Genomic DNA, 13008 nt, shown 5'->3' with positions numbered 1-13008 from the left:
GCGCACGCTTGCCGAAGGCGATCGCGCGCTGGTCGATACGCGGCGGGCCGAACCGGCCAAGGCCATGCAGGAACGCCAGCGCCGCAGCGATCAGGATCGTCAGTGTCAGCGCCAGGAACGGCGGCTCGACCAGAAGCTTGGCGAGGTCATACTTCCGCCCCGCGCCGTGCAGCGTCAGATCGAACATCACCGGGCCGTCGTCGGGCTGGAGCAAGGCAATCAGCCCGAGCGCGGCTGCTGCCTTTTCGGGATCCTTGAGGGCGGCGTTGTTGATCAGGTCGGGGTCAGTCAGGATATAGAACGGCTTGTCGTTTAGTTCGGTAAGCACAGCCTTGTCATTGCCGGCTGCGATGAGAGGGTACTTGTCGGCCACCCACTGCAATTCTTCGGGTGCGGCAACCATGTTGCCTTCGATGTCGAGTTGCTTTGCCGTGCTCTGGCCGGCACCGATCTTCGCATCGGCGATGCGGCCAAGCCATTCGTTCACCACCGAACCGGGCAATCGCCCGAATTTCATGTTCCAGCCTTCATGCCCCTGCAGCGGCAGGATCTGCCATTTGGGCAGCACGAAGAGCGTGTTCTGGTCCTGGCGAAGATTGAGGATGTGGTCGAGCGCCTCCGGATCGCTGTCGGGCGAGATGGTGACGATCAGCAGTATGTCTCTGGCAAGATCGTCTTCGGTCCGCGCCATCAAGGGCGCTTCGCCGGTGAGCCGCAGCCATTCCGCCAGGCCGGCGTAGCCGACGCCGCTTTTCGACAGCGGCGTGGCGCCGCCATTGCCGGGTTGCCGGAAATCGGGAGCATAGGTGGACAGCAGGAAGAAACCGGCTGCCGCAAGCAGGCTGGCGAAAATCCCCCAAAACAGTGTCTTTCGATTGAACGGCTCCTGTGCCTCGACCGCCGGTGCGCTCACGTCCAGGCATCCCGGAAGGCGAAACGTTCATAGGCGCCGCGCGCCTGCCGCCAGCCTGCCGCGCCGACCGGCCGGCGCGCGAACAGCGCCGCCTCGACAATGCGGGCGATCTCGGTAAACGCATGGCGCGCCCTTCCCGGCAGGGAAGGGGCATTGGCGATGTCGCGCGCGGTGAGCGACGGGCGCAGGAAGTCCGGCAGCCGGCTGGCAATATCGGCGACGCTGCGCCGAAGCAAAAGGTGAACCGCCTCGTCATAGTCGCCGCGTGCGGCCAGCGCATCCGCTTGCGACAGCAGGATCTGCGCGGCGCCGGCGTCTGGGCGCCAGGTTTCTTCGTCTTCGACTTCGGGCCGCGCGCGCTGCCATGGCAGCCGCCAGGCGATGCCTTTCACCTCGAGGAAGACCAAAAGCAGGATGATTGCGACGCCCGATATCACCGCCCCCCAGAACAGATAGATCATGTAGGGACCGAGCCACGACAAAAAATCCTGCAGCGGTTTCAGCCACTCGGGCGGCTTCGGCGGCACATAGGCCGGCAGGTCGAACTGGATCGACTCATCGGCGATCAGCTGCTTGTGCAGATTGGTCAGCCGTTCGGCTTCCGCTGTGCCTGGCTGTGCCAACGCCACCCGCTCCCTGCAACCTGTGGTTCCCTGCCGACACTGGCAATGCAGCGGAACAATTGCAAGTGGGCTGGACGGCGACCACCAATCTTGGCAGATTTACCACCGGGGCCGCCAGCCATGCGGCGGTGAGGCAGGGGGAAGCATCATGACATCAGTGACACTGGAACGGCCGAACAAATTTCGCATCGGCAGGGTTTTCAACGACAGCTTCGCTGTCATCAGCCGCAATCCAGTGCTTTGCCTTGGATTGGCCATGCTGTTCTCAGGCTTGCCTACGCTTCTTTACCAGCTTTGGATTTGGAAATGGGCGACCAACGTCGAGGCTGGCGTTCCGGAGTTCTCAGTCCAACGAATCACTGCCACGATCGTTGGCGTGTTGGTTTCCATGACACTGTCGGCAATCCTGCAGGCGGCGCTGGTGCGTGCCGCGATCGAGGATCTGAACGGCAAGCGACCATTGATTGGCGATTGCCTCAAGACGGCAATCTCCCTCCTGCTGCCGGTGATAGGCATCGCGGTGCTGGTGAGCCTCGGCGCCGCCGCCGGCGCGATGCTTCTGCTCGTTCCCGGCATCATATTGTGGCTTCGTTGGTCTGTCGCTGTGCCTGTTTTGGTTCAGGAAAGACTGGGGGTCTTCGGCAGCATGAAGCGCAGCCGGGAACTTACCAAAGGAAGCCGCTGGGCTCTGTTCGGATTCTGGATTGTCCTGTTCATAGCTGTGGTGCTGATCCAGGCCGTGCTCAGCCGTGCGATCATGGTCTTTGGCCTAACCACCGGCATATTTCTTGGCGCCCTGGTGACAGCGATCGTATCCATTGTGACGTCGATCGCCCCGGCAGTCAGCTATGTCGAGCTGCGGCAAGTCAAGGAAGGCACCAGCGTCGAAGACTTGGCGGAAATCTTCTCGTAGCGGCAAGGGATTTGCTGCCTTCATCGCGTCAGGATCGGTCTGGACTGGATAGGTAATATCGTGGCGTCAATAACGCTGGACCAGCCCAACACATTTCGTATCGGCAGGGTTTTCGGCGCCAGCTTTGCGGTGATCGGCCGCAATCCTGGGCTCTACCTCGGGGCTTGCCCTGATTTTTTTGCTTTGCCCAGATTCTGGTTCTGGAAATCCCCTACGAACTTTGGGCATGACGTTCCGGCTTTCTCGGTTCAACGGGTCGCGCTCACGGCGGTTGGCGCGATCGGCTATGTGGTCTCATAGCCTTCCTGGAGGCGGTGCTGACGCGCGCTGCCATCGGGGATTTGAGCGGTGATGGGAGAACGATATATGGAGATAGGAGTTTAGATGGGAATTTCCATGATCAAATATTTGGGGGAACTGTCGTCGGTCCTTTTGACGTCTTCGCCGTTCAATTTGTGGAGATTCAAAAGATCGGTTGAGAGAGATCTTCCGGGTGATGAGATAAGCTATACATCTGGGCGGAACGGGCTTTCACTTACTTGCGATAGCGATGAGAGAATTAACTCGATATTTATAGATTCTGACATTTTTGATCAGGCCCTCGTTGAAATTCCATTTTTAGCTAACCGCGGCGAAGAGCTAGATATACTTGGAAAGCCCACAAAAAGTGGCACCGGATATAGAGACACTATCTTGGGCGAATATGGCGCGTGGGATCGATTTGACAAGGAAAACTATTCAATACATATCGAATATCGGCCTGATGCAGCAAGAATAAGACGAGTAACGCTGATGTGTACACACGTAGTTCCTTGAGTGTTCAATGGAGCAGAATTTAAACGGACCAAGCTTATCAGCTCGAAGTCTGAATCTTGCCTTCGGCCGGCTTTTCATCGGCGGCTGGGCTCGCGTCGCGCTCGCGCAGGCTGCGATTGCTCACGAGTGATTCTGCTTCTGCTGCGCCGGCAACGCTGTGGCCAGCCGCTTCGCCCATTCCTCGATGCCGGAGCGGCCCGCCAGCAGGTCCTGCCTGATCTCGATGAGGACGGCCTGAATGGCGCGATCGTCGCCATGGACCGGTATGGCGTAGTCGCCGTCGCGGCTGATCGCATAAGGCTCGTTTGCCGCGACGTTGAGCGCACTGTCGGCGCGCAGGCCGGCAAGCACTGCCTGGCCGAAATCGACTGCCCGGTCGTAAAGCACGCCGGCGTGCCAGGGCCGCGCAATGCCGAGGAAGACCGGCGTGAAGGAGTGGATCGTCGCGATCCGCGTCGGTCTGCCCTGCTTCGCCCGGTCGTCGAGATGGGCGGCCACGCGGTCATGAAACGGCGCGAACATGATTTCGGCACGCCGGCTTCGCTCCTCCGGATCGAGGCCGACATTGCCGGGGATGCCGGTGTCCTCCGATAGCACCGGAATGCTGCCGCTGGAACCAAGCGGCCGGTTGAGATCGATCAAAAGCCGCGAATAGGAGCTGAGGAAAGCCGGAGCATCGAGCAGCTTCGACAGAGCGCGGGTCACTTCGGCGGCGCCGATGTCCCAGGCGATATGGCGCTGCAAATGGCTGCTGTCGAGACCGAGCCGCGCATACTCTGCCGGAATATGATTGGAAGCGTGCTCGCATATCAAAACGATATCGGAACGCCCCGTTTCGTTGATTGCTTCGACCGCTGGAAGCCAACCTTCCGGTAGGATGGCGTTAGCAAGCGGCTCAGCCATCAATACAGCGTCCGGTAGAGATCGCAGACCGCCACTGGGTCGAGACCAGCGAGGCGCTCGGTCTCATGCCGCTTGAGGCCGACAAAGGTCTCGACGAACACCGGCGCGAACCATCCGGTGACGGTCTTGTCGGCAACGAGCGCGTCGAGTGCCGCAGGCAGCGTTTCCGGCAGCCGCACGAGGCCAAGCTTCTTGCGCTCGGAACCGCTCATCTGCGTCGGGTCGCCCGAGACAAGCGGCGGCGCCGGCAGCTTGGCCTTCAGCCCCTCCAGCCCGGCGCGCACGATCGCCGCCAGCGATAGATATGGATTGCCCGTGGCGTCGGCTGCCCGGTATTCGATGTTGTACTGCCGCGCCGGATCGCGCCCGCCGATCGTCACCGTCGGGCAGATGCGCAGGCTCGCCTCGCGGTCGCGATCGGCAAGCCAGGTGTAGGACGAGCTCCAGCTATGCGGCTTCAGCCGGTAGTAGGACGACACACTCGCCGCCGTCATGGCGGTGATCGCGGGCAGGTGGCGCAGCACGCCGGCACAGAACGAAGCGGCACGGCTGGAAAGGCCGCCAGGCTGGGCCGGATCGTAGGTCGCCGGCTTGCCGGCCTCGTCGACGAAACTGAAATGGATGTGGACGCCGTTGCCGACGGCATCGGGCGCGGTTTTGGGCGCGAAGCTCGCCCGCCAGCCGGCACATCGCGCGACTTCGCGCGTGATCTCGCGGATGGCGACGGCGCGATCGGCCGCGGCGAGCGCATCGGCCGGCTCGCATGTCACCTCGAACTGGTCGGTGCCGAATTCGGCGATCACCACTTCGGGCGCGACGCCGGCTTCCGCCAGCGCCGCCATCAGATTGGCGGCGAACGGGTCGGCGCGGCGCAGTGCTGCCAACGACATCGAATGAGCCGGGCCGAAGTCGCCCTCGATATGGAATTCATGCTCGAAGGCGGCGATGACGGAAAGCCCGGCCGCTGCCTTCAACTCAGTAAGCGCATCCTTGAGCATGGTCCGCGTACAGCCGACCCACGGGCTGCCGTCGAGTTCGACGATGTTGGCGGCGACCATGTCGAAGGGCGTCGCCGATCCGGTCAGCGCCGTGCGGAACCGCGCGTTGAGATCGGGAACGAGCCGCACATCGCCGGACGAACCCCAGGGATTGGGATCGACGATCGAGTTGAACGGCGTCAGCGACAGATTGGCCTGCAGCCAGCCGACGCCGGTCGCGGCGATCTTCTGCAGCCTGCTTTCGACGACGGAGCGGCCGCGCGTGATCGCCGAAAGATCGGTGGTGACGACGGCAACCAGCGGTTCGACGGTCATGCAGCTTTTCCCAAGGCTTCGAAACGGGCAGTAACGATGGCGGTATCTGCGACCCAGCAATAGCCGCCGAAAGCCTCGAGCGCGCCATCATGGCGCTCCCGCGTGGCGGCGGCGCAGGCATCCGATACGCAGGTGACGAGATAGCCGCGATCGGCGGCATCGCGCACCGCCATGTCGACGCACTGGTCGGTCATGATGCCGGCGACGACCAGGTAACGCACGCCGAGGTTTTTCAGGACATAATCGATGTTGGTCGAGTTGAAGACACCCGACGATGTCTTCGGCAGCATGATCTCGTCGCCGACCGGCGCCAGCGACGGCACCGGCAGCCCCTCCGGCCGGCTCGGCGCGATATGGATCGGCGTCAGCTTGTGGTCGAGCGAGCGGTCGCGGCCGTCCTCGGTCAGGCTCTGGATGATGGTATGGATCACCTCGACGCCGTTGGCCCGCGCCGCCGCCAGCAGGCGCTCCTGGTTGGGGATCGTTTGCGACGCCGTCTGCCGGTAGAAATAGTGGTCGGAACCGCGCTCCGGATGCGCCGGATCGGCACCCGGCTCCAGCCAGACCCGTTGCATGTCGACCAGCAGCAGCGCAGTTTCGCCAGCCCGGAACGGCTCGTTTCGTTTCGGCAATGCTGGCGTCATGCTTGGTGGTCCTGCTTCGCTGATCACGTCTGGCTGATTTAGCTGATTTTGGTCCACGCGTCCTGCGTCGCGGACACACTTATTGGGAGTATTCGAAGTTGCTAATTTGAGTTAAACTTTGTTTTCGGCGTGGAGACGGGGGTCTCTGTCATGATCGATTCAGATGTGTTCGACTTTGTCGAACGCTGCAGGAAACACACAGCTACCGGGCCGCTGCTGAGCGACCTGCTTGAAACCGTGAGGAATCTCGGCTTCGAGCACCTTATCCTGAGCGGCGTGCCGCTTGGTGGCCAGAAGCTTGCACCGATGGTCGAACTGAATGGCTGGCCGGCCGGCTGGTTCGAGCGCTATGTCGAGGCCGATCATGCCGCCGTCGACGGCGTTTGCGTTTACTCGGCAAAGACCTTGAAGCCGTTCCTCTGGTCCGAAGTCCCGGCAAAGTGGTCGGATACGCAGGGCTCGCGACGCGTTGCCGGCGAGGCGACAGAGTTCGGCATCTGTAGCGGCTTCGCCGTACCGATGCTCAGCGTTCATCATTGGCAATCCGTGCTGTCGTTTGCGTCTTCCACGAAGTCCTGCACCCTGTCGCCGCGCCATCAGGTGCAACTGGTGACCATGGCGGTATACGCGGGCATGTCGATCCAGGCCTTGGCGAATGACGACGATGACCACGAGGGCGTGCTGACCGACCGCGAAAAAGAAGTGCTCTTGTGGGCCGCGGCTGGCAAGACCTCATCGGAAACCTCGCAGATCCTTGGCCTGACCGAGCGCACGGTCAAATGGCACTCGACACGGGCTCGCGAGGCTTTTGGCGTCGCAACGACCACGCAGGCGGTCGTCGAGGCGGTGCGCCGGCGTCTGATCCACCCCTAAACGCGTCAACTGTCCCATCGGACAGGTGACGTATATTAGCGCGACTGCGAGTATCCCGTTGAGAACGATCGGGGGATCGCGCCATGATAACGGCCCACGTAGTCAATGCGCATAACAAGCATCTCTATGAAAACGAATTCGACGAGTTTCTGCGCCGCCGGCACGACTTTTTCGTGCACCAGAAACATTGGCGCCCTCCAAGCCCGGACGGTCGCGAGCTGGACCAATTCGATACAGACGCGGCGACTTACCTGCTCGGTATCGAAGATGGTCGTGTGGTGACTTCGGCTCGATTGATCCCAACGAGCGAGCCGCATATGGTCTCGGAGGTCTTTTCTCACATGTGCGAAAGATCGGGCGTCCCGAGGCGTCCCGATTGGGCCGAATGGACGCGCACATTCGTCGTTCCCGATAAACGAACTGCTGGACTGAGGGGCACGCTGACGCAGCTGTGCTGCGCGGTGATGGAATACGCTCTCGACGAGGGCCTCAGCGCAGTCGGCGGCATCCAGGAAACCTACTTCATGCCGCACCACGGTGCGCTCAAATGGCGGGCCGAGCCGATGGGCATGGCCAGGGAAGAAAACGGCGAGTGGTACATCGTCGCCTATATCGAGGTGAATGAGGCGGCGCTGTCGAGCGTGCGGAAGATACTAGGGGTTGAGCATTCGTTGTTGGTTCGGTGTGGAACGCAAATACCGTTCCTCCTAGAAACCAGCGTGTCATTGGTCTGTAATCGGGTCTAAGTCTAATGGTTAACTGGGAGGGTAATTATGTCTGTCATTCTTGCGTCAGCCAGAATAAAGGAAGGTCAGCTCGCGGAACATTCGGCAAATGTGAAATGGGAAAACAATGTGTTATCATTTGAAATTGCAGAAAAGTACAAAGGGCATTTTGTGCCAATAGTATCTCACTGTCATAACGTTCCTCATGTAACTAGTAGCTATTGGATCAAGCAGGTTGGATCGGAATACATCGTCGTGATGCAGTCAGCTCAGGACACAAGTGGAAGGGTATTTCCGCCTACCGATTTCACGGCAGTCATAGTTTCCACCGTCTAGTGAAGGCGCCGCCACAGCTAGAGGCCTGTGAGCGGATTACGGTGACGGTGCACTATTTTCTTTTCGCCGCCTGCCTCGTTTTCCCGGGCTCACGGCCTTGCCGATTTCCTCGGCGATGCTCTCGGCCCACGGGGCATCGAAAACCGCGACATCGGCGACGCGGCGATACTCGATGAGCAGTTCTTGTGGAACACATAGTCTTCGGACGTGAAAACACTTTGGCTCACCCGTACGGTGCTGGGGATGCGGCAGACCGGGAACACCGGCAAGGTGCACGTGCGGCGAGGGCGACATGGTAAAAAGTGCACTGTCACCGTAATTCTGATCTATACTCGGGACACCAGCTCGAATGCCTACGGCAAGGCGAAGGGCGTATGAAGCGCTTGATAGAGTTCTCTTTTTAGTCATGGGGCGGTGTCAAGATGTTAGCCTCCGACCTGACGAAATTTATCGAGCAGGATCATCTGGCTCTGGATGCCTTCGTAAAGGGCGATCCTGAGCCCCTGAAAAACCTCTATTCGCGACAGGACGACGTCATTATTGCCAATCCCTTTGGCCCGCCGGCGAAGGGATGGAGAAAGGCCGCTGAGACCATGGAACGGGCCGCCACCAATTACCGGCACGGCAAGGCCATCGGTTTTGAGCGCATCTCGGAGTATGCGACAGCCGACTTGGGATACATCATCGAGGTCGAGCGGTTCCAATCCAAGGTCGGTGGTGGCAACAAACTGGTGCCGATTGCGCTTCGGGTCACCACCATATTCCGGCGCGAGGAAGGCGCGTGGAGGATCGTCCTTCGTCATGCCGATCCGATAACCTCGGCACGCCCGCCGACGTCCATTGTCGGGGAGTAGAAGCTTGCCGGAGAGGTTTTAGGAATTACGGTGACAGTGCACCATTTTTCTTTTCGCCGCCTGCCTCGTTTTCCGGGTTCTCACGGCTTTGCCGATTTGCTCGCCGATACTCTCGGCCCACGGGCGCATTGAAAACCGCGACATCGGCGACGCGGCAATACTCGATCAGCAGGAACATATAGTCTTCGGACGTGAAAACACTTTGGCTCGCCCGTACGGTGCTGGGGATGCGGCAGACCGGGAACGCGGGCTAGGTGCACCATGCGGCGGAGGCGACATGGTAAAAGTGCACTGTCACCGTAATTCATCCTTAGCGGCCAATTTCCCGCGTCGCATCAACAATCTAGGTCATTTTCGGTTTCGCTTTAGGCAGCGCGGCCAGCAAGAGCTGGTGCTGTTTCTTCTTTCTCTTCGACGTGAGGGCTCACCCATTCGTCGGTTATCACGCGGCTGACCAAGGTGCCCGGCACCGCTTTTCTCAAGGCACGCAGCAAAAAGTATCTAACCCGCTCGGACAGTCAAGAGGTGTGGCAGGCAGGCCATGCGCAGCCAGCCGCAGCGAGCCGCCAAGACGCGCGAAGCACTTCGGCGGTGTAGGACAGCGGCACGCCAGAACGCGCGCAGGCCAGGCGTTGGCTTGCCCAATTGTGTTTTGACTATTTGGCTGAACGGGCGCGTAAAATATCAGGTTCGCCCGGTCGGGCGAACTAACTCAGGGAGGATGTTATGAAGATGACTCGACGTAATGCTCTCGCCCTTGGTGCCACCTCGTTGGCGGCCCCGCTATTGGTCGCAAAGCCCATTCCGGTAGCGGCCAAGACCTACGGTCCGACTGATGGCAAAGAGATTTTTCCCGGCGTTCGGCTCGTCGAACTGGGAACACGAGACTCCCATATCAAGGGGTACAAGAAAATTGCCATGGAAGACGTCGTCTACCAGCCAAAGGCAACTAGCCCGCTCGGGGATGTCATGGCCGACGATATGGTCTGCACGGTCACTGAAGGCGAGCTGCAGGTCACGGCCGGAGACATGCAGTTCACGGCCAAGGAGGGTGACGTATGGAGCTGCGGCAAGGGTAGCACAAAGGAGGCTGCTACGAACAACGGAACAGCGGTCGCAGTGATGCGGGTGATTAACCTGAAGGCTGCATAAAGTTACCCACACTCTGGCGACTGCAGACGCTCCAGCCGGCTTCGGCCGGCGGGCTTTTCCGGTGCGCCACGGCCTCGATGACCGGACATTTCTGCCGGCGCGCTGTGGCCAGCGCGGCGGCAGACTGAGGCCTTAGCGCACGGGCGAGCCGCCCTTCAGTGGTGGTGGGCGGAAACGCTCTTGACGTATTCGGACACCAGTTCCCTCGGTGCCGACTGACTGACGTCGCCGACGCTAAGGATGCCGACCATCCGCATATTCTTGTTGATCACCGGCAACCTGCGGATTTTCAGTTCTTCCATGTGCCGTACGGCCTTGGCCAGATCGTCGTCTTCGCGGCAGCAGTGAATGCCGGCCGTCATAACATCGCGCGCCGTTGCGATGCGGCCGTCGAAACCATCTTCTGCCAGTCCGTTGCAGACAATATCGCGGTCGGTCACCATTCCGATCAGTCGGTCGTTCTCTCCAATGGGAATCGACCCGATATCCTGGGCTCGCATCATTTTCGCCAGTTCGGTGACAGCGGTTTCGGGGCTGACCCAGTCGACACCCTTATGCATTGCGTCTTTGACTTTCATGGCGGACCTCCCTTGCTGGGTTGGTGAATGTCCCCCTGTCCCATTCTAACGCGGACGGGGTTTGGCTGCCAGAGGTCATCATCCAGACCCGCATTTTGCGGTGATTGTCATGCGGAATTACGGTGACAGTGCACTTTTTACCATGTCGCTCCCGCCGCATGGTGCACCTTGCCCGCGTTCCCGGTCTGCCGCATCCCCCAGCATCGATAACCGCAACATCGGCGACGCGGCAATATTCGATGAGCGGTCCTTGTGGAACGCATAGTCTTCGGACGTGAAAACACTTTGGCTCGCCTGTACGGTGCTGCGGCAGACCGGGAACGCGGGCAAGGTTACACGATGCGGCGGGGCGAACATGGTAAAAAGTGCACCGTCACCGTAATTCCGGTGCACTATTTTCTTTTCGCCGCCTGGCTCGTTTCCGGGTTTCTCGGCTTTGCCGATTTGCCCGGCGATACTCTCGGCCCCCGGGTGCATCGAAAAACCGCGACATCGGCGACGCGGCAATACTCAATGAGCAGTTCTTGCGGAACACATAGTCTTCGGACGTGAAAACACTTTGGCTCGCCCGTACGGTCCGGGGATGCGGCAGGGCGGGAACGCGGGCAAGGTGCACCATGCGGTCAATCTAGACACGGGGCGACATGGTAAAAAGTGCACTGTCACCGTAATTCCTAGATGTAGTGTGCTCAGCCGTCCAGCAAGTATAAGGATCAACGTCGTGCGCGGACGCAGGCACTTGACAGCTTCGATCGCGAGTGGCTCACGCGCCGCCGCTCTGTTGCAGGCTGTGCCATTGTTCAATGCTATCGCATAGGAACTTCACAAATCCACTGCACAGCAACGGCTCAGCTGCACCGTCTGGCGTGAATTCATATATCGCGTCCGACTCATCGATTCCCCAAGTTCCGAGATATTCGCCTTCCTGAGTGACGACAGCGCCGTCCTCAAGCAGGTTTATTGACCATCGAAGATTCATGCCACCTCCCGGTCCGAATGATGCGGATAGAATACCATGCGGATCATCCGCATGGTTGTAACACATGCCATTTTCGGGAATGATCTAAGTAATTGTTTCTATTGAAAAAAAGAAGCTGGCTGGGGAACCTGGATTCGAACCAGGACTAACGGAGTCAGAGTCCGTGGGTCTACCGTTAACCTATTCCCCAGCAGGCGCGGCTGTTGAAAACCACACGGGCAGGGCGGCGACGTCGCCGCGCGTGCCTTGTAGCCGCCGCCGGAAAATAGTCAACCCTGTGTTGGGGCTCAATCATCGTCTTCCGGCACTTCAACTCTCGCTGCGACTGTATTGCGAGTGCTCGAAGAACAGCACCACGCCGAGCGCGATCAGCAGCGGGACGATCAGGTAGAACAGCCGGAACACCAGCAGCGCTGCCAGCACGCCGACCTGATCCATATGTGACAAGCCCGCGAGGAACACCACCTCGAACACGCCGAGCCCGCCCGGCGCATGCGAGATCTGCGCGATCGAGAACGACACCAGGAAGACGCCGAGCACGACGAAATAGCCGGGATTGCCGGCGACGGGCAGGGCGAAGAAGATGATCGCCGCCGCCGCCAGCAGCTCGATCGGGCCGACCAGCAATTGCCGCGCCACGATCGGCAGCGCCGGATAGTGCAACTGAAAGCTGCCGATCCTCAGCGGCCTCAGATGCAGCCAGCTGCCGAAGACATAGGCCGCCACCACGAGCAGCATGGCGAGCCCTGCGGCTTGCGACAGCTTGTGATGCGGCGTGCCGGAAAACCGGTCGATCACCTCGGGCTCGAGCAGCAGGACGATGCTTGAGACGAACAGTGTCGACAGCACGAAGGTGATCCAGCAAATCGCCACCAGAACGCCGACATCCTGCCCGGTCAGGCCCTTGGTGCCGTAGGCGCGGTAGCGGATCACCGCACCAGAAAATACCGAGCCGCCGATATTGTGCGACAGCGCGTAAGTGGTGAACGAGCAGAAGGTGACGAACAGCCACGAGACTTTTTTGCCGATGTGCAGCAGCGCGATGTGGTCGTAACCGGCGAGCGAGGCATAGGCGATGACCGAACTCAGCGCCGCCAGCACCCAGCCGCGCGCCGGGATGGCGATTATGCCGGCCCAGACATCGTCGAGCGAGATGCCGCGCAATTCGTGCAGCAGCAGCCACAGCGAGAACACCACCGCGGCGATGCCGATCACGGGCCAGAAATAACGCCTCCAGTTCATGGCCTGACGATCATGCGTTGCAGCCCGTACCCCGTTTTCCGGTTCGCAGCAGGCAAACCGCCCGCAGTCCCGAATGGTTCATTTCAGAAATGCCTCATTGAAGCCGGCTATTCAACCGGGAAGGCGCGTTGTGGCGCTCGCGCC

At 60.2% G+C, this 13008-nt stretch carries 17 protein-coding genes and 1 tRNA gene; 8 read left to right on the top strand and 10 right to left on the bottom strand.

The window, feature by feature from the left end; genetic code table 11:
- Positions 1 to 913, bottom strand: a 913-nt coding sequence (locus NKJ73_RS25615) for a DUF4350 domain-containing protein (RefSeq protein WP_352571502.1), incomplete at its 3' end; no start/stop codon positions are given.
- Positions 910 to 1542, bottom strand: a complete 633-nt coding sequence (locus NKJ73_RS25610; protein WP_352571501.1) for a DUF4129 domain-containing protein — start codon at positions 1540 to 1542, stop codon at positions 910 to 912. The genes NKJ73_RS25610 and NKJ73_RS25615, both read right to left, overlap by 4 nt.
- Positions 1543 to 1792: 250 nt before the next feature.
- Here NKJ73_RS25610 and NKJ73_RS25605 point away from each other — a divergent pair, with 250 nt between their 5' ends.
- From NKJ73_RS25605 to NKJ73_RS25595, 3 genes are all read left to right on the top strand, one after another.
- Positions 1793 to 2449, top strand: coding sequence for a hypothetical protein (locus tag NKJ73_RS25605; protein ID WP_245274617.1), 657 nt, complete (start codon positions 1793 to 1795; stop codon positions 2447 to 2449).
- Between the two features lie 60 nt (positions 2450 to 2509).
- Positions 2510 to 2749 carry a hypothetical protein gene (locus NKJ73_RS25600; protein ID WP_352571500.1) on the top strand — a complete coding sequence of 80 codons (240 nt, stop codon included), beginning with the start codon at positions 2510 to 2512 and terminating at the stop codon, positions 2747 to 2749.
- A gap of 84 nt (positions 2750 to 2833) precedes the next feature.
- Positions 2834 to 3265, top strand: a complete 432-nt coding sequence (locus NKJ73_RS25595; RefSeq protein WP_352571499.1) for a DUF6392 family protein — start codon at positions 2834 to 2836, stop codon at positions 3263 to 3265.
- Between the two features lie 120 nt (positions 3266 to 3385).
- On the opposite strand, the gene NKJ73_RS25590 is transcribed toward NKJ73_RS25595, so the two are convergent.
- From NKJ73_RS25590 to NKJ73_RS25580, 3 genes are read right to left on the bottom strand one after another with little or no spacing between them, the layout of a single operon-like run.
- The gene (locus NKJ73_RS25590; RefSeq protein ID WP_352571498.1) at positions 3386 to 4168 is read right to left on the bottom strand and encodes an N-formylglutamate amidohydrolase; all 783 of its coding nucleotides are present in this window, start codon (positions 4166 to 4168) and stop codon (positions 3386 to 3388) included.
- On the bottom strand, positions 4168 to 5481 hold the full coding sequence (locus NKJ73_RS25585; protein ID WP_352571497.1) for a type I glutamate--ammonia ligase: 1314 nt from the start codon (positions 5479 to 5481) through the stop codon (positions 4168 to 4170). Before NKJ73_RS25585 ends, NKJ73_RS25590 begins: the two co-directional genes overlap by 1 nt.
- Entirely contained in the window at positions 5478 to 6125 is a 648-nt protein-coding gene (locus NKJ73_RS25580) for a cysteine hydrolase family protein (protein WP_352571496.1), read from the bottom strand. The genes NKJ73_RS25585 and NKJ73_RS25580 overlap by 4 nt, the downstream gene beginning before the upstream one ends.
- A 150-nt stretch (positions 6126 to 6275) precedes the next feature.
- Here NKJ73_RS25580 and NKJ73_RS25575 point away from each other — a divergent pair, with 150 nt between their 5' ends.
- From NKJ73_RS25575 to NKJ73_RS25565, 3 genes are all read left to right on the top strand, one after another.
- Positions 6276 to 6998: a LuxR family transcriptional regulator gene (locus NKJ73_RS25575; protein WP_352571495.1), complete on the top strand. Its 723-nt coding sequence runs from the start codon at positions 6276 to 6278 to the stop codon at positions 6996 to 6998.
- An 83-nt stretch (positions 6999 to 7081) separates the two neighbouring features.
- Positions 7082 to 7744, top strand: coding sequence for an acyl-homoserine-lactone synthase (locus NKJ73_RS25570; RefSeq protein WP_352571494.1), 663 nt, complete (start codon positions 7082 to 7084; stop codon positions 7742 to 7744).
- 737 nt (positions 7745 to 8481) lie between these two features.
- Positions 8482 to 8913 (top strand): YybH family protein, encoded by a 432-nt coding sequence (locus NKJ73_RS25565; protein WP_023674442.1) that lies wholly within the window; start codon positions 8482 to 8484, stop codon positions 8911 to 8913.
- Positions 8914 to 8938: 25 nt separating this feature from the next.
- On the opposite strand, the gene NKJ73_RS25560 is transcribed toward NKJ73_RS25565, so the two are convergent.
- Complete coding sequence (locus NKJ73_RS25560; protein WP_352571493.1) at positions 8939 to 9091, bottom strand: hypothetical protein; 153 nt, start codon at positions 9089 to 9091, stop codon at positions 8939 to 8941.
- 548 nt (positions 9092 to 9639) lie between these two features.
- Between NKJ73_RS25560 and NKJ73_RS25555 the strand changes: the two genes are divergently transcribed.
- Positions 9640 to 10065, top strand: coding sequence for a hypothetical protein (locus NKJ73_RS25555; protein ID WP_352571492.1), 426 nt, complete (start codon positions 9640 to 9642; stop codon positions 10063 to 10065).
- A 155-nt stretch (positions 10066 to 10220) separates the two neighbouring features.
- Here NKJ73_RS25555 and NKJ73_RS25550 read toward each other — a convergent pair whose 3' ends face one another.
- Positions 10221 to 10643: a CBS domain-containing protein gene (locus NKJ73_RS25550; RefSeq protein ID WP_023674444.1), complete on the bottom strand. Its 423-nt coding sequence runs from the start codon at positions 10641 to 10643 to the stop codon at positions 10221 to 10223.
- Positions 10644 to 10895: 252 nt separating this feature from the next.
- Here NKJ73_RS25550 and NKJ73_RS25545 point away from each other — a divergent pair, with 252 nt between their 5' ends.
- Entirely contained in the window at positions 10896 to 11195 is a 300-nt protein-coding gene (locus NKJ73_RS25545; RefSeq protein ID WP_352571491.1) for a hypothetical protein, read from the top strand.
- Positions 11196 to 11406: 211 nt separating this feature from the next.
- On the opposite strand, the gene NKJ73_RS25540 is transcribed toward NKJ73_RS25545, so the two are convergent.
- The 3 genes from NKJ73_RS25540 to NKJ73_RS25530 form a co-directional block, all read right to left on the bottom strand.
- Positions 11407 to 11622: a hypothetical protein gene (locus NKJ73_RS25540; RefSeq protein WP_352571489.1), complete on the bottom strand. Its 216-nt coding sequence runs from the start codon at positions 11620 to 11622 to the stop codon at positions 11407 to 11409.
- A gap of 116 nt (positions 11623 to 11738) precedes the next feature.
- Positions 11739 to 11812, bottom strand: a tRNA-Gln gene (locus NKJ73_RS25535).
- 119 nt (positions 11813 to 11931) lie between these two features.
- On the bottom strand, positions 11932 to 12864 hold the full coding sequence (locus NKJ73_RS25530; RefSeq protein ID WP_352571488.1) for a putative bifunctional lysylphosphatidylglycerol flippase/synthetase: 933 nt from the start codon (positions 12862 to 12864) through the stop codon (positions 11932 to 11934).
- Positions 12865 to 13008: the final 144 nt, after the last annotated feature.

It is taken from the genome of Mesorhizobium sp. M0074 (assembly GCF_040322975.1).
GTDB lineage: Bacteria > Pseudomonadota > Alphaproteobacteria > Rhizobiales > Rhizobiaceae > Mesorhizobium.
Note: the sequence above shows the minus strand (reverse complement) of the source record. Positions and strands in the feature narration are given on the sequence as shown.